Below are 15,821 nucleotides of genomic sequence, written 5' to 3'. Positions count from 1 at the left end.
CGATGTGATTTGCCCACTCCGTTAGCCGGCATCAAAAGGCACCATTTACTTCCGCGCAGTCAGACAGGCAAACCCTCAGCCTTACATCTATCTAGGAATGTAAGACGATTCAAAAACTCTGTATATGTGTCTCTACTACCTGTAGTCATCCCTATAAAACTCTTAATGTGTTTGAAGAAGTCATTTGCATCATCCGATTTTTCAAGGATCATTATAATTTGCGGAATGCTCATGAATAGAGAATTATGAAATGGCATTCTGTGTTCATCCAGTTCTCCATTTGCCATGGCAAGATTTTTTAGTTTTTCGGAATATTCTCTCCATTTTCTCAACTTCTTATCCTCATCGCTATTCGGGTGGCTAGCATGACTGAATGCCGCAATAGTAAGAAGTCTTTGTAATACTGTTTTATCTTGTAATGCACCGAAATCCGGAAGACTCACAGAAATTCGTTGCACCTGCCGGTTGTTCAAGCGAATAGTTTGCTCGCCCTCCTTGTTAATCAGATGTAGGGAGTCATTATTTTTTAGTACGTTCTCGATACGCATGGCTTGAAAGTGAGATGCAAGGACACTATCGGCGAGATCCGTCAGAATTTTGCTCTGATCCCCAGATTGAGCCTGACGAGTGAGTCCTTTTTTCTTCATCTCAAATATAAAAATATCTTTATCGGTCTCGCATAACAAGTCCACTTCGAGATCAGAATCGCCACCGAATCGGTCGCCATAGGTGATGCTTATACCTTTATCGACGAAGGCTCTCCGAAGGTACTCTTCGATGGCATAACCTAGTTCGCTATCGATTTCATTTGCCCATTTACCATTTGGAAGGCCGATAGAAGCACAAACTGTGTTAATGCAGCCTAGTGAAGCAATGCTTTTTGGAAAAATCTTATATGTTTTTCCTATTTTTATTGCTGGCTTGAAATAATGATCTATGTCTAGGCTTGAAGGCGGAAACTGCAGGCCTGAATTTACGTCTCCAGAAGCCACGCTCAATAGATTGTCCATTGCCGCTAAAATTTTGAACTCAGGTATCCTTGTTTTCAAAGCAAGGTCTTTGACAGTCACAGTGGTAAATTTTTTAGGCTCAGCTTTAGAAATCAACGCAAGGGCTACCCTGGCGACATCCTTTACTGGCACACCAAATGATTCATATTTAGCTCCATCAAATTTAGCATGCAAGAGCTTTATCAGGGACGAGGCATAACTCGCTTTTGTCTGCGCAATACCAACAAAATTGTCATACAAGATATTGGTTCTAATGAATTCAATAAGCCCCTCTTCCTTGATATACATAGCCTCAAGCTGGCTGTAAGGCTGTATCTCATAGACAACAATAATATCTGCAATCAACATCAACAAACGATCTAAAAGTCTAGGATCCTTATTTCCGCGGGTGCCTGCATACTTTGATGCTATAGCCAGGAGATAACCGAATGGCATTGCCGCGTGAACTTCTGTTGTGCCCATTGAAACTTGGCGGTACTCCATGAGGCGCCCAGTAATAGCGCTGTATGTTTTTCCAAGACGATCCAGCAAGGCGCTTAACAGCTCCTCGCCTCCATACTCGCGGCAAATCCGCTCAATATTAGTATTGATGAGCTCATGGCTACTGTCTGATATATAAAAATTGTAATCATTCTCGATAAATTCAACGCCAATACTTTTTAGCCTAAGGTATGAATAGGCAAACGTATGTAGTTTGCTCTCAAGCTGGGGGGGGTGTTTCGATTTCAAAAAAGTGAAGTTCTTTGCGATTCTCTATAACTATTCTGATCAGTTGTTCCCAGTTGGTCTCAGGCAACGCAGATAAACTAGGTTTCAGCTGTTCTCTAGCGATCTCACGAATAGAGTCCAGTACTGGGCTATATTTGGAGTAGTCTAGTTTCTTTTGATGATGCAGGATTACAAGCTTTTGCCGCAGGTAAATGATTGTCGAAAGCACTTGGCCGGTATCGCTAATCTGCTGCCTGGCTTTCTCATATACCTTTTCATAACCATTTCTGGTTCGATATTCTACGGCTTCGTGGTCGTTGAAAAAACCGTCACATATCGTGACGAAGTTAATATCGTCCATAACGTTCCCAAATCCTTAGTAAATTTGCGCAAGAAATATAGCACTTTGATATTGCTGGTTCCACTCTACTTATGTCTGAGGCTCGTGCTTTTTGAAGCCGTGAAATCAATAATCCGAAGGAGGCAACAGCTCGTCAAAACCGATCCCTACGCTGCCCGCTACTCCAAATCCGCTTCATGACGGAGTGAGCGCTTTGCTGCAGGGCCATTCAGCTCCGACATAACCCTCCAAGCATGTGCGGCTGCATCGCTCAGGGCCGCTATCGCCCCTAATGCTGGAGTTCGAAAAAGGTGAATGGCTAGACGCTTACTTGGATATGGATACGGATGTGGAGCACAGTAGAGTTATCCGGTGGCGGCGATAAATTCATTTAGGGGCCGCGGTAAGCTTCGTAGGCTCCAGCAGATCCCGGCGCGCGCCGTCATCCCCCCATCACGCCTGCGGTCTAGATAGGTCTTCTATTCTGCATTCCTGCACATTGCTGAGCGGGATTAAGGCTGGGCGTCACCGTGATGATCGTGGAGAGCAAAAAGCCTGCGAATCCCTGCGAAGGGTAGCCCGATGTGTCCCCCAGGACGTGGCTTGTCGCCAAGTGCGATTCACCATCAGACGCAGGATCGCAGTCGGAAAAAAGTAAGGTGGTGATTCGGAAACTATCGCATCGACAATCCCCGTATTTATTGGTTTTGCTGGATGATCTCGGGAAGTGATTTTGAGTAAGGAGAGAAGTGTTTTGCTGGTAACTAATTGATTTATATGAAATTAAAAAAAATAAAAATCACTTTCTTGAAAGGTAATTGCCTTACTTTCACACTGCTTAAAAATTACCTTGCACCAGTCCTATACAGGGCAGTGAAATCTAGCTCTCAGGTAAACCAGAGAATCGAGTTACCAAAATGGCTCATTTCCGACGCCGTTCCCAAAAAAACGCGTAAAGCCCTATATGGCAGCTCGCTTCCTGTTGCTGCACAGACTCCATGGGACTGCCATGGGAACGCTTGCGCGCTAACTATCGCCCTGAAACCCTTATAAACCGGGGGGCGACTTCGCGAAAATCGCAATCGGGTGCTTTCGAATCTCTCCTTCACCGCCACATTCTGCAAACACAAACCCCTGATTTTCCTAGAGAAAGTCAGGGGTTTGTGGTTTCTGGCGTCTGGAAAAGGGCGATATGGGGGACCGTGCTTTCCTTCGGATGCTGCAGGCAGCCAGCGGAACTTACACGATATCGCTACCATCCTGAGCAGGGGGACGCGGGGGCGCTGAGGACGTTGTTTGGGTCTGCGGAGCTGCGAGCGGCTGCATGGGTATGTTCTGACCTTGAACGGCTTGGCCTTGAGAGGAACCCACCGCACGTTGCCTCAGAGCTCCAATGCTTTTGTCCCAAGCCGATTGGGAGGTGGAACCAATGGCGCTCGCGGCGCTGATGACTCCATCCCCTGCCGCTTGAACTGCACTTTTGGTGTGGTTGGCCCCTGAAACAGCCACCTCTTTGGTAAATCTGGCGCCGGCGAGCGATGTCTTGAGTGCAAGCTCACCTCCCTTGACCGCCACTCTGCCAACTGCATCTGCGCTCCCTTCTACTGCTTTTGGTACATGGGCATCGACAGCAGCGGTGGCTTTTTTCGGTAATGACCCGCCTAGGGAGGCGCCAGCTGCCCACAGCCCGAAAGCCAGAGTACCCAATACGTTTCTTACACCCTCCCTGACTGCGGTAGTCGCCATGCTTCCCAGCTGGCTGGAGCTGGCCAAATTGGCTGTGGCGGCTGTAGCCGCGCCCATCGCAGAAAAACCCCCAATCAGGAGGCCATTTCCGAGAACGCTGACCGGGTCTAGCATCTCTTTCAGTGCCTCGCCGCTGATGATCGAATTCAGAGCCGTAGCCGAGCCTTCACCAAGTCGCGCGGAGACCATCTTAACCAGGGCAGTGGCATCGAGATCCTTTAAAGTCTTGAAGTCATCCAGCCATTCGGTCTCTTGATCGACAGGCTTATGCGGCTGCCCCTCCGGTACAGCATCTCGACGACCATAGAGCATTGCAGGATCAGCTATATGGTTCGTGCGGTCGAGGCTCACATTGTAATGCTCAATTGCCACACCCACGAGGATAGCCGTGACTGGGCGTAGCGCGGGCTGCAGGATTGCATCCAGACTCTGTCGGTCAGCCGCCGTCAGGGCAAACGACGTTGCATACATTAAAGTATTACGTACGGCAAACCCGGTCAGCCACTTATTGGCTTCGTCAAAGGCGTTCAGCAATGGACCTCTGTCCAATGCCATCAGTTTTTCCGCCACGGATGTTTGAAGCGCCGGGTGCAGTGTGTTGCTATCAGGTTTAAGGTAATAACCAGGCTTGAAGCCTGCAATCATCTTGTTGCCGGCAGCATCAGCCATACCGGCATACAAGCATGACATCGCGTTCTCTATAGCCGCTTCGCGTACTGTATTGGAATGCAGGCCTCCTACCTGGAGCATGGACGGATTGAAATTACCTGCCTCGGTAAGCGCCGCAAAGGGCGTCCCCCCCATCGCTGACTTTATTGACGCAAACAGTCTGTCGGCTCTGGCTGCGTTTTTTTCCGCCTTCTCCATGTCATGGACGTTATAGCCCTGCGCCTCTAACCGTTGGGCACGGTCATCGCGAATGGCGTTCAGCTCCGTGTTGTGAGTGCTTGAGGCAGGGGCAAGGACTTGACCGGAGTCAGTATCTATTTCGAGGTGGGGCTCGAAATGTGCCTGAAGCCGCATGCTCATCGCTGACCCGACAGGAGTAAGGTTGGGAGCGTGGGAAACCTGTTGCGCTGCATTGTGCTGTAGCTCATCAGGTACACGAGTCAGCTCGCGGTTTGCGCTTACATTGATTTTATCCATGGCATTACCCTCTGGTGATCGGCAGATAGAAGAATGCAAATGATTCCGGTGGCCTACACGGCCACCCACCATCATTCCCCGCCCCGACACATCTCGATCTGGACGCTATGAGCGGCGACATCCTCACCCTGAGTGGCGGTGGCGGAAGAAACGTTCCAAAGGACAGCGGTTATTTCATGGATTTGGCTGAGAACTCGTTGGGGGCTTCGATGAATCGGCGGATAGCTGTCTGGAGGTCGGCAACGCTGTGTACGATCTCCAATCGCACCAGGACGCATCCCCAGACAGCATCAGGCAAATTCGCAACAGTATCGAGCAACAGGATCCCAGCGCCTGCCGTTAAGGTTTCCTTCCAACGACTTTTTATCAACTGCATTGTTGGGAGAACAATCATGACCACTTGGATGAGTTCGGCTTTGCGCCCTATAGCTGTCGCACTGTCTCTGGCCCTTTCAACGAGCCCAGTCTGGGCGTCGGAAAACGCCAATGCAGATCGGCTGCGTCAAGCATTCACGAACTGGCAGCAAGGCAAAGGCACCGTGTTCGATCTATTGGCGCCCAACGCCACATGGATTGTTGCCGGATCCAGTCCTGTATCGGGCGTGTACAACAGCAAGGCAGATTTCATGGAACAAGCCGTACGCCCGATCAGTGCTCGGCTGGCGACGCCTATTTCCCCCACCGTCCAAAGCATTGTTGCCAAAGACGATGTCGTGGTGGTGCTGTGGAACGGTGAGGCAACGGCCTTGGATCGCAAGCCTTACCGCAACACCTACATGTGGCATATGACCTTCAAGGACGGTCAGGTCACCAAGGTACAGGCCTTCCTGGACACCTACGTGTTGAACGACCTTATGCATCGCGTAAAACCTGGGCAGTAAGCGCTACGTTTGCGAAATGCCGGGCACATCCATGTTGATCTTGCGCCAGGCCGCTTCGGCAAAGCTGTAGGCCGAAAAAGCGATCAGACCCAGCGCCATCGCCATTAGGAGCACACCGCCAGCCGGCAGGTTCTGCAGCGCGTCGAGGGCGTCTTTCATGCCGGGTGGGTCCATGGCCTTGTAGGTCGAGCCGCTGATGCTCAGCAGCAGGGCGATTTCAATGAAGACGACGCCACGGGCGATCAGACCGAAGCGCGATACCGGACGCACATAGCGCATGACGTCTTCGTCCGCTTCAAAGTACTTCTCGAACGTCGCTTTCCACCCCTTGATGATGTGAGCGATGCCCACCCCCAATGGCACCAGAGCGATGAGGTAGATCAGCAGGTTCGAATGGTCCCAGGACAGCAGGCGTGCCAGCAGGTCCTGGGTCTGTCCGCCACCGGAGCCGCCGGAGCTTTTCAGCCCGCTGACGAGCAGGCTCAACGCGAAGAACGCCAGCGCGCCGTTGATGAGCCCGCCCGCCAACAAGCCTGCGCGGATCACCAGGCCCTTGAGTGCCTTGCCGTGATGATCGACATCGCGAGTGGCCTGCAACACGCGCCATCCGGCGAAGGCGAGCAGGCCCATCACCACCAGACCCACCAGGGCGTGGCCGAAGGGCTGGCTCAACAGCGTTTCCAGGCTGCTGTGGCTGTCTTTCGGGTTGCTTGAGTCGCGAGCCGCCAGCAGGGCGAAGATACCCATGATCAGGTAAATAACGCCTCGAGCGGCGTAGCCACCTCGTGCCAGGAAAACGAGGCTTTGGTATGGGGACATAGGAGCAGATTCCAAAGAGGACATACAGGAGCAGACCCATGGCATGGCGAGTGGGTTCGATCAGTGTGATAGCGGTAGCGGCGGCATTGATCCTGCGCTGATCTCTAGGGTGTGAATCCGTGGCGAGGGCGCTTGCTCCCGCTTGAGTGCGAAGCACTCACAGGAAGGCGACACAGATAACCTGGCTACGCCGGCCAATCGCCTACTTGCCACAGTATGAGCCCCGCTGCCGCCAACCAATCGTCGTGGCCAGCACCTGGTATACAAGGAACAAAGGGGGTAAAACGATGAAAGAGGCTGGTACCGGTGCATACAACGTGGTGGCTTCGAAAGGCCTCAGAAAGACAGTTGGAGATGCGGAAAACGGCTAGGCGATAATTCTCCCCTTCCATCCAGGGGCCAGCCCAGCTAATGCAACATTTACAATGAGGGTCGTTGCTCATGGCAAACATTCAAAAGGCCGCCCAGGTTGGATACTCATCGCAAGCCCACACTTATGCCAAGGGGCGCCCGAACTATCCAAGTGAACTGAGTGCCTGGCTTAAACAAGAATTGGATCTTCTTCCGGGATCGGCAGTTATCGATCTAGGGGCCGGCACAGGAAAATTCACTCGATTGTTGAAGTCCATGGTGCTCGATGTCATTGCGGTCGAACCGGTTGAGGCCATGCGCGCCGAGTTTGCCCAAAGCCTGCCGGACGTCAGGATTGTGGAGGGGACGGCAGAAAGTATCCCGTTCGAATCTGGAATGGCACAAGCAGTGGTGTGTGCCCAGGCCTTCCACTGGTTTGCAAATGAAAAAGCGCTTGCCGAGATTCACCGAGTGCTCAGGGCGAATGGCCGATTGGGCCTGATCTGGAACGTACGTGATGAGTCGGTGGACTGGGTGGCCGCTATCACTGACATCATCACTCCATACGAAGGCGATACCCCGCGTTTTCACACCGGGTCGTGGCGGTTACCCTTCACAGGCAACTATTTTTCGACTCCTGAACCGACCTGCTTTCGATACACACATTCAGGAAGCGCCAGGGAAGTCATCATGGACCGGTTTCTGTCGGTGAGTTTCATCGCCGCCTTGCCTGCCGCCGAAAAGGCCAAGGTGAGTGATCAGTTGCAGCATCTTATCGACACGCATCCCTCCTTGAGGGGGCGTGAAACGATTGATTTCCCTTATCAAACCCAAGCCTATCTGTGTCGCCGTCTGGATTGAGGACAGCGCTGGAATGGGTTGTTTTTCAAGGACAGCATGATGTTTGAAAAGGACTTCCATGATGCAAACCATCCCCACATTCCAAACCCGTCGCCTCATCCTCACACCCCTTGAACTGACGGATGCTCCGGCGATTCAACAGTTATTCCCATACTGGGAAGTGGTCCGTTACCTGGACCGTCGCGTGCCTTGGCCCTACCCGAATGACGGCGCGCTGACGTACGTGCGCGACCAAGCGCTCCCCGCTGTCGCCGCCGGGCGCGAGTGGCACTGGATGATCCGTATTGCCGACGCCCCGCCACAGAGCATCGGCAGCATCAGCCTCTACGATCAGCCTGGCAACAACCGAGGTTTCTGGCTGGCGCCGCAATGGCAGGGAAAGGGCTACATGCGCGAAGCATGTGAGGCGATCAACGCCTATTGGTTTGAAACCTTGGGACGCCCCGTCATGCAAGTGCCCAAGGCGGTGGGCAACCTCGCTTCGCGCAGGGTTTCGGAGCGCGAAGGCATGCGCATGATCGGGACTCAGCAGGGAGACTTTGTCTGTGGACGTCTGCTTAAAGAGGTCTGGGAGATGACGCGTGAGGCGTGGCTTGAGAGAAAACCCGTCGTTAATGAAAGGGCGGGGAGTATCTGAGAGCCGCCAACCTCAATCGAACGGCCATCGTCGGGGGCATCGGTCCTCGCACCTCGTCGACAACAAGTAACAAGGAAGAGCACATGCAACCGTCACTCATCTCCAGCAGAGCGTTTGTATGCCACTGAGCTTTCATAAGATGCATGCCAATGGCGATGACTTCGTGATTGTCGATTCGCGAAATTCGGCCAGTGCGATGACGAGTGCCATGGCGCAACGGATGGGGAATCGGAACCGGGGCGTAGGCTTCAACCAACTCGCGGTGTTGCTCGATTGCGACGATGCCGATGCGCGGGTGATGTTCTGGAACGCGGATGGCTCCGCGCTGGACGTTTGTGGCAGCGCGACACGAGGTGCGGCGGACCTGCTCATGCGCGAAGCCAATGTGACTTCGCTGGTGCTATGCACTAACCGTGGTTTGCTTACTTGCGAACGTACCCCCACCGGCGACATTTCCGTCGACATGGGCGTGCCGCTTTTCGGCTGGTCGGACATTCCCTTGGCGCAAGAACTGGACTCCGCTGCCTTGCCACTTGCTGGCAGTCCAGCCGCCTGCAGCATGGGAAATCCCCACTGCACCTATTTTGTCGATGACCTGGCTAGTATTGATATCGCGACGATCGGACCGGCCATCGAAACCAACCCGCTGTTCCCGCTCAAGACCAACGTGCATTTTGTCCAGATCATTGATCGCACACATATTCGGTTGCGCATCTGGGAGCGCGGGGCGGGTATTGCGCTGGGGTCGGGGTCCTGTTCGTGCGGTGCGGTTGTCAATGGGATTCGTCGTGGTTTGTTGGACAGTACCGTCGAGGTTGAATGTGATGGCGGCAGCGTGACGGTGCAATGGGATGGCCTGGGCGCGGTCTTTCTGATCGGGCCGGTGGAGGCGAGTTTTTCGGGAACGATGAGTCAAGGTTGAGTGGATAGGATGAACTCCACAGAACCGGTGTCCACCGTCAATCTCCCGGGGGAGCGAGCTTGCTCGCGAAGGCGGCAGCAAGTGACATACATAGTCTTAAAGGTCCCTCGCCACAGGATTATGGCGGTTGCATCATTTCTCCATAATGCTGAGCCACGGCCAGCGAGCCTGATAACTTTTCGCCTTCTCATCGAACAAGTCCGGCTGGGGATTTCTTGGATTCATGCGAAGGACGCCTTGCTCTACGTCGTCCAGGCCATAGGGCGCATAGACCTCACCGGTTTCAACATCCAGCCCAATACACGTACCCGCAATCAAGTAACGATCAATGCCATCCTTGGCCGACTGTAGCTGAGGATACGGCTTGCCAAACCGCTGGCCGTACCAAAGGTGGACGCGCGCCTGGTTCTTGATCTCGATGTTGACGTCGAGGTCCTGAAACAGACGCTGGGCGGCGCTGATCACTTCATTCTCGGCTTCCCAAGACAGATCGGGGTCGAAGTAAAAAACGTCGTAGTCCTTCACGCCCCAAGCGGGTGGGCGCTGCGACTGATGATTCCAGACGGCTTGGAACAGGCAGCCAGCCGTGAGCATGCATTGATTCAAGCCGAGTGAAGGCAAGCGCGAAGTGATTTGCGCGTTGATTGGATTGGTCATTGCTATGCTGAGCAAACTTTCGACCGTCAATGTCATATTCATCCTTTTGAAATCGATCCAGGCATGGTGACTGAGCCTACATCAACTGCAATTTTCGGATAGGAACGTCCATGAATTTCTTCAAGAAGCTCTTCGGTTCATCGAAAACCCCTGAAACCCAAAACGACCAGCCCGCGCCGCAGTCCCACGAGCTTGGCGACCTGACCGAGGCTGAAGCAGCCAATCTGGCCGTCCGGGAAGCCGGCGCAGCGTGCCTGGACCGTCATTGGAGCGCTGTCGGCACGGTCGAGCGGGATGTTCTTTCCTACCTGATCAGTCCGACCTTTTCCGGCGGCCCGTACTGGCCTTCGACCCGCCAGGCCTACCGCGTGGTTCGCCGTGGTGACGCGATCATTCTCGCCACTGAAGGCCTGTCCGATCCATTCGATGATACGGAAGGAATGGGCAACGGCTTCGAAATGGAATTGTTCGTCGAAACCGCGGATATCCCCGAGCACGCTTATGGCCCGGTGGGAGAGGTCGATCCTTTCAAACGCAGTTGGGCATTCGAATTGTTGGAACACGTTGCCAAAACGGTGGCCGACGCGGGTGGTATCACCCATCAACTCGACCAGCACGGGGCGCTATCCCTTGAACTTCCCGGGCTGAGCCAATCGCACCACATGAGCGATCAACTGCCCAAACTCTTCGTGACCGATGACGACTCCACCGGCGTTCTGCTCGGCGCCCCGGCACCGGATTTCCCTACCCAACTGGATGACATGCCCTTGTCCCCGGTCAGATTGGTGCCGGTGGTATTGATCACCGCGGCGGAGCTGGAGTATGTCCGTTCCGGTGGACGAGCGGCTCGGGAGGATCTGGTGAGCCGTTTGAAGGCGGCGGGCGTTGGGCATATGAGCAGTCTGCATCGGGCGAGTGTGGTGTGAGGCTGGAACCGGTCATTGAACCTGGCGGTATCCCTTTGGCCTCCTGCAGACTCTTTCAATTCCATTTTCAAGGACGAACCTGTGACCGCATCCCCCGCCAAACTCATCTTCTTGCCCGGCGCCTCAGGCAACACCCAATTCTGGCATCCGGTGGCTGAGCGCTTGGCCCACCTGGCGCAGCAAGTTCATATCGGCTGGCCCGGCTTTGGAGACACACCGCCCATGCCTGGCGTGACCGGCATGAATGACCTGGTGGCGCGTGTGCTGGCCGAGATCGACCAACCCACAGCGCTTGTGGCGCAATCCATGGGCGGTATCGTCGCGGTGCTCACAGCACTTGAACGCCCTGAGCTGATCACCCACCTGGTGCTGACCGTCACCTCGGGCGGAGTGGACATGTCGGCGCTGGGTGCGTACGACTGGCGCCCGGATTTTGCGGCGGCCAACTCGACACTGCCGAGTTGGTTTCTCGACGACCGCACCGACCTCACATCCCGCTTGGTCGAGCTGCGCATGCCGGTCCTGCTGCTCTGGGGCGAAGCTGATCCGATCAGCCCCGTTCGCGTCGGCCAGTACCTTGCCCAACTGTTGCCCCGCGCTGAACTGCACGTTTTCCCTGGCGCCGATCACAGCCTGGGCTTTACTCACGCAGATGAGGCAGCGAGGCTGATCGAGAGACATCTGGCCAGCGAGTGAGCGCAGCACTTGCCGCTTGTTATCGATGCGTCGGACTGATTGTGCGACGCGGTGTGTTTCAAGACCTCTAGTGTCCCAATACCTTTTCGAGACAACAATGACTGACTATCGCGGACTCATCCTCGAAGACACCCGTGAAGGCGCCACCGACCGCTCCATCGCGCAACTGGAAACCAGCCTGGGTGCCCGCTTGCCGGACGACTATCGCCAATTCCTCAAGACCTGCAACGGCGCCTATGTGGAATACGATGTGCTGGCGACCCTGGCCAATGGCGATGAGGAGCTACTGAGTTTTTCACTGTACGGGCTGGACCCGGACAAAGAGTATGAATCCAACCCCTTCGAACTGGAGCAACTGCGGGCTCAGCCCGGCTTCCCCGCGACGGGATTGCTGCCGATCGGTCGCGACGGCGGCGCGAGTATCCTACTGCTGGATTTGCGCGAAGGGCGCCAGGACGTGGCGGCGATGGTGGCGGGCTTACCGGCCTGGACCGGGCGCCGTCAGCAGGGCGATGAGTACGTGGTGCTGGCGGATTCTTTCAATGGCTATCTGGATTCGTTGCATTTATCGGAAGAGCGGATCGAGGAGCATATCAATCACTTCATGATCAGCCCTGAGAGTATCGAGGCGACGTTGGAGTGGCTGGATAAGGGGAGTCCGGGCTGGCGGGAGCGGTATCGGGAATTGTGGAATGCGAGGGTTGTGGATCGGTTGATTTGAAGCCTGATTGGATGGCTGAAAGCCGATTTCCCGAATGAAGCCAGTCTTCAGTCGAGACGGTCGATGGCGCGTGCAAGATTGGCCCGTGCCTGCTGCTCGAATGCGTCGAAGTACGCTGCAGTCGTATAAATGTGCCCGCGCGCCAGAAAGCCTTCAAGGACCTGCCGGCGCTTTTGGCGGTACACAGACAGAGGTACAAACGAGTATTCGCGGCGGATTTGTTGGTCGTACTCCTCGAACCGCTCGAACGCTGCCCCAAGGATCGCCAGATCCGTGTCCACCAGCACCGCTTCGTCTGCCGACGCCGGAGCACCGTCGTGCCGCGTCACCATCACCAGCTCGTAAAGCCTGCGCCGCGTTTCATCGCCCAGGCCGTTATCACGTGCCACATCATCCAACCATTGGGCACTGCGCAGCTCATTGTCGCTGCGAACAGGGTCGTAGATCGCATCATGGAACCATAGCGCGAGGTCGACTTCGGCGGGGGCCGGGCAGGCCGCGTTGACGAATCGGCGCACCTGAAGGCATTCCTGCAGATGTTGGAGGGTGTGGTAAGCGCGGTGCGGCTCGCAGTAGTGTCGAATGAGTGCTTCGTACGTCTCTTGTGACGCGCATCCGATGCCAAGCTCCGCCCAAACGCGAGCCCAGGCAGCGAAACCCGTGCCATCAGCCACGTCGAGGTCGCCGTGTGTGCTGGTCGGCAACAGCGCACTCCCTTCTGGCGACGTCATCGTCTCTCCTGCGCTTCAAAAATGAAAAAGGGCACACCCATTTTGAATTACTGGGCATCGCCCGCTGGCGCCTCGTCCGCACCGTCCGGTGGCGCTCCGTAAGGTACACCAATCTCGACCCGGTCTGCCTTTACCCAACCGGTGTAGTCGTCGCCACTCTTGGCGATGAAATTCACTTGCAGCCATGATTCGTCTTCAAGGCTGGCGTAAACGGTGAGAGAGTCGCCGGGTATTACGAAAATCTTTTTATTGGCACAGGCTTCATCGGGCGCTTCGTGAAAATGCAGGCGTCCGGTGCCAATGACCTTGCCTTGCACCGACGGATGAAACTCAGGCACGGTTCCGGAGATCTTTTCCGCGAGGGCAGAACAGTTGACAGCGGCCTGGCTCAGGGTGCTGAAAAGGCATAGGCACAATAAGCTTGAGCGCAGATACATCTTGGTCGAATTCCGTTTGGGTTGGAGGCTTAGGACAGTTAGTCAGAAACTATTGGGGAAGGGACATACCTTGACTCCTTTCGGGCTAAAAGCTGCCGTTCCCAAACGGTCGCTTTATGTCCGAAACTGTCCCTGTAAATTTTCTCATTGGAATAGAAGATGGCTCATCACATTTTTGTCTTGATGGCGCGAATGGCTGCCAGGTAAGCGCTATTTCCGATTCCGACCTGACCCCAGACCTTGCGACTCTCTCCTCCTTGACGGTCGTATTGTTCATCCGCATCCCATAGCGTCAGGATTTGGTTAGGAAATAGGTATTCATATGTTGAGAATTCATGCGTACCGGAATTGTCCGAAGCAGCCATCAGCGAAAACACGTCGATGGCAGAGTGCCTGAAGACATCAATGCCCTTGAAGACGAATGTGACGTTCGGATTTCCGGAGGCACCAATGAAGCTGACTTCATCGTTTGGTCCGTGGGAAACCTGCATGCAGGACTCGCAAAAATAATCGACGCTGTTCCGGGAATGCTCAAGCGGGAACCCAATGGCGGCCATTGCTTGCCTCGCTACAGCGCGTGCTACACCAAGACGCACAGGACCAATAGCTTCGAGCGGTAAAATTTCAAAAGCAGGCATTTCCTGGGCTCCGTAAGGTGGATGGCTAGCCAACAGCTCCGCTGGGGAGGGCGCGGGAGTTTTGCGGTACATTGTCCGAGAGTGGCAACTCGGTACGTTGTCGACCTTATCTGATATGGAAATCATTAACATGGATGCGCACGCTCTGATCGCCAGAAATTTCGTCGGGTGCGAAGCATACGAAGACGCCTCGTTCATCGGACGGTTACACGAAGCAGGACTCTGGGATCGTGAAGAATACTGGTTACTGGAGTGGGCACTTTATCAAATCGCGACAGAGGCAAGCTTCAGTCAGGCGCTCTCACATAGGGTGTTCGAGATATTCAGCTACGGCTTTCTGTTATTCGGGTGCCACTTTGATCGCAAGGATCTCTTCAAGATCCGAAATCTAAAAAGAAAGCAGATCTATGATTTTCGCGAGAGATTCCAGATGGTTTTTGAGGGCTTCTTCGCAGGGGAAATGCCGACACCGGCTCGCTTTGACGAACCCAATCCGTGGCTCCGAGGGGGCCAGTGATTCTGACCGGACGGGATTAATAGCCACTGATATGTATGGGCGTAAAAATGGCTCCTCCGGCGTTTGCATCAAACCGCTTAAAGTCAGCACCACCCGGTTACAAACTACCTTCTTTATTGCCCGATGACTGCGCCAAAAACTCAACGATCAGCGATGCAACCTGCTGCTGAATCACCCCCCGAGCACGACCGCCATCACCTCAGGCAGGCCAACAACAGGGCGCCGAAAACTATTTTCAATGTCGTTTCTTCCTTGATCAGACGAATGGTGTTCTCAAAAAGCACGGGCATTAAAGCTCAGATTCGAACCGTTGCGCACAACTTTCATCGACCCACAAACCTAGCCCTCGAAAGTAAACTCCGAGGGGGCGAATCGATCGCGGGTGTCCATGCGAATATTGCGCAGCGCCACGGTTTCCAGGTGTGACGCGTAGAGCGATTCTGCGAAATAGCTGATCAGGATGGAGCGACGGCGTGCACCGATCGCGTTCAGGCTGCCCGCGTGCACCAGGTCGACATCGAACACCAGGATGTCACCGGCACTGCCTGAAAGCTGTACCGCGCGTGACTCGTCATTGAAGTCGAAGGGTGGCGCATCCGGCTCGGGGCGATGGCTGCCGGGGACGATCCGTGTCGCACCGTTCTCGGGGCCGTAATCGTCGAAGAATGCCAGGGCGATGGCGATGTCGCCTGGTCGTTGGGCCGACAGATCGCGGTGCAGTGGTTGCTGGCCGCCACCGGCAAGGGGCTCGCGGCCTTCCACTTGGGAGAGGAAGAATTGCTCGCCGATCAACTCACCTGCCACGGCCAGTAGCTGGGGTAGGCGACATACGGCCTGAATCCTCGAATCATCGTCCAACATCGAATAGCGCCAGTCCGTGCCACGGGGCACTGGCCATTGATCTGACGGCCGCACGCCTGCATCGAACACGCTACGCAAGTCAGCCAGCCACTCGTTCGGGATGGCTCGGCGGAGCAGGGCGTAGCCGTCTTGGTGGAGTCGTTTGCGGTCAACCATGGTTCGTCCTTGGGCGGGCATTTGGAAGGCTAGCCTGTAAACCAAAGTGGGCAACTGCGC

At 54.8% G+C, this 15,821-nt stretch carries 17 protein-coding genes; 8 read left to right on the top strand and 9 right to left on the bottom strand.

Translation table 11 applies throughout. From position 1 onward, the window contains the following. Positions 1–59: 59 nt before the first annotated feature. The 3 genes from BLO80_RS25410 to BLO80_RS25400 all read right to left on the bottom strand — a co-directional run bounded on the left by BLO80_RS25410 (position 60) and on the right by BLO80_RS25400 (position 4,950). Positions 60–1,739 (bottom strand): hypothetical protein, encoded by a 1,680-nt coding sequence (locus tag BLO80_RS25410; protein ID WP_092332437.1) that lies wholly within the window; start codon positions 1,737–1,739, stop codon positions 60–62. Further along, complete coding sequence (locus BLO80_RS25405; RefSeq protein WP_092332439.1) at positions 1,711–2,079, bottom strand: hypothetical protein; 369 nt, start codon at positions 2,077–2,079, stop codon at positions 1,711–1,713. The genes BLO80_RS25410 and BLO80_RS25405 overlap by 29 nt, the downstream gene beginning before the upstream one ends. A 1,218-nt stretch (positions 2,080–3,297) precedes the next feature. Then, positions 3,298–4,950 carry a RopAA-2 gene (locus tag BLO80_RS25400; RefSeq protein ID WP_092332441.1) on the bottom strand — a complete coding sequence of 551 codons (1,653 nt, stop codon included), beginning with the start codon at positions 4,948–4,950 and terminating at the stop codon, positions 3,298–3,300. A gap of 392 nt (positions 4,951–5,342) precedes the next feature. Here BLO80_RS25400 and BLO80_RS25390 point away from each other — a divergent pair, with 392 nt between their 5' ends. Beyond that, positions 5,343–5,831 (top strand): nuclear transport factor 2 family protein, encoded by a 489-nt coding sequence (locus BLO80_RS25390; RefSeq protein ID WP_256573498.1) that lies wholly within the window; start codon positions 5,343–5,345, stop codon positions 5,829–5,831. Positions 5,832–5,834: 3 nt separating this feature from the next. Here BLO80_RS25390 and BLO80_RS25385 read toward each other — a convergent pair whose 3' ends face one another. Next, positions 5,835–6,650 carry a DUF1206 domain-containing protein gene (locus BLO80_RS25385; RefSeq protein ID WP_092332447.1) on the bottom strand — a complete coding sequence of 272 codons (816 nt, stop codon included), beginning with the start codon at positions 6,648–6,650 and terminating at the stop codon, positions 5,835–5,837. Positions 6,651–7,091: 441 nt separating this feature from the next. On the opposite strand from BLO80_RS25385, the gene BLO80_RS25380 reads away from it, so the two are divergent. The 3 genes from BLO80_RS25380 (at position 7,092) to dapF (ending at position 9,421) form a co-directional block, all read left to right on the top strand. Then, a complete protein-coding gene (locus BLO80_RS25380; RefSeq protein WP_092332449.1) occupies positions 7,092–7,862 on the top strand; it encodes a class I SAM-dependent methyltransferase in 771 nt (256 codons plus the stop codon). Between the two features lie 61 nt (positions 7,863–7,923). Further along, the gene (locus BLO80_RS25375; RefSeq protein WP_092332451.1) at positions 7,924–8,499 is read left to right on the top strand and encodes a GNAT family N-acetyltransferase; all 576 of its coding nucleotides are present in this window, start codon (positions 7,924–7,926) and stop codon (positions 8,497–8,499) included. A gap of 118 nt (positions 8,500–8,617) precedes the next feature. Continuing rightward, positions 8,618–9,421, top strand: coding sequence for a diaminopimelate epimerase (gene dapF, locus BLO80_RS25370; protein ID WP_092332453.1), 804 nt, complete (start codon positions 8,618–8,620; stop codon positions 9,419–9,421). Positions 9,422–9,553: 132 nt separating this feature from the next. On the opposite strand, the gene BLO80_RS25365 is transcribed toward dapF, so the two are convergent. Beyond that, positions 9,554–10,114: a nucleotidyltransferase family protein gene (locus tag BLO80_RS25365; protein ID WP_092332455.1), complete on the bottom strand. Its 561-nt coding sequence runs from the start codon at positions 10,112–10,114 to the stop codon at positions 9,554–9,556. Between the two features lie 74 nt (positions 10,115–10,188). Here BLO80_RS25365 and BLO80_RS25360 point away from each other — a divergent pair, with 74 nt between their 5' ends. The 3 genes from BLO80_RS25360 (at position 10,189) to BLO80_RS25350 (ending at position 12,421) form a co-directional block, all read left to right on the top strand. After that, on the top strand, positions 10,189–11,004 hold the full coding sequence (locus tag BLO80_RS25360; RefSeq protein ID WP_092332457.1) for a suppressor of fused domain protein: 816 nt from the start codon (positions 10,189–10,191) through the stop codon (positions 11,002–11,004). 15 nt (positions 11,005–11,019) lie between these two features. Beyond that, positions 11,020–11,700, top strand: a complete 681-nt coding sequence (locus BLO80_RS25355) for an alpha/beta fold hydrolase (RefSeq protein ID WP_256574245.1) — start codon at positions 11,020–11,022, stop codon at positions 11,698–11,700. A gap of 97 nt (positions 11,701–11,797) precedes the next feature. Continuing rightward, complete coding sequence (locus BLO80_RS25350) at positions 11,798–12,421, top strand: SMI1/KNR4 family protein (protein ID WP_092332459.1); 624 nt, start codon at positions 11,798–11,800, stop codon at positions 12,419–12,421. Between the two features lie 47 nt (positions 12,422–12,468). Here BLO80_RS25350 and BLO80_RS25345 read toward each other — a convergent pair whose 3' ends face one another. From BLO80_RS25345 to BLO80_RS25335, 3 genes are all read right to left on the bottom strand, one after another. Beyond that, the gene (locus BLO80_RS25345; protein ID WP_092332461.1) at positions 12,469–13,152 is read right to left on the bottom strand and encodes an HD domain-containing protein; all 684 of its coding nucleotides are present in this window, start codon (positions 13,150–13,152) and stop codon (positions 12,469–12,471) included. A 47-nt stretch (positions 13,153–13,199) separates the two neighbouring features. Continuing rightward, positions 13,200–13,490, bottom strand: coding sequence for a hypothetical protein (locus tag BLO80_RS25340; protein WP_175459550.1), 291 nt, complete (start codon positions 13,488–13,490; stop codon positions 13,200–13,202). Positions 13,491–13,756: 266 nt separating this feature from the next. Continuing rightward, positions 13,757–14,227 (bottom strand): hypothetical protein, encoded by a 471-nt coding sequence (locus tag BLO80_RS25335; RefSeq protein WP_092332465.1) that lies wholly within the window; start codon positions 14,225–14,227, stop codon positions 13,757–13,759. Between the two features lie 130 nt (positions 14,228–14,357). Between BLO80_RS25335 and BLO80_RS25330 the strand changes: the two genes are divergently transcribed. Beyond that, positions 14,358–14,744, top strand: coding sequence for an Imm41 family immunity protein (locus BLO80_RS25330; RefSeq protein WP_158264772.1), 387 nt, complete (start codon positions 14,358–14,360; stop codon positions 14,742–14,744). Positions 14,745–15,083: 339 nt separating this feature from the next. Here the strand turns inward: BLO80_RS25330 and BLO80_RS25325 are convergent, their stop codons facing one another. Continuing rightward, positions 15,084–15,761 carry a phytanoyl-CoA dioxygenase family protein gene (locus tag BLO80_RS25325; protein WP_092332469.1) on the bottom strand — a complete coding sequence of 226 codons (678 nt, stop codon included), beginning with the start codon at positions 15,759–15,761 and terminating at the stop codon, positions 15,084–15,086. Between the last annotated feature and the right edge of the window lie 60 nt (positions 15,762–15,821).

The organism is Pseudomonas sp. NFACC56-3 (genome assembly GCF_900100025.1).
GTDB lineage: Bacteria > Pseudomonadota > Gammaproteobacteria > Pseudomonadales > Pseudomonadaceae > Aquipseudomonas > Aquipseudomonas fluorescens_AA.
Note: the sequence above shows the minus strand (reverse complement) of the source record. Positions and strands in the feature narration are given on the sequence as shown.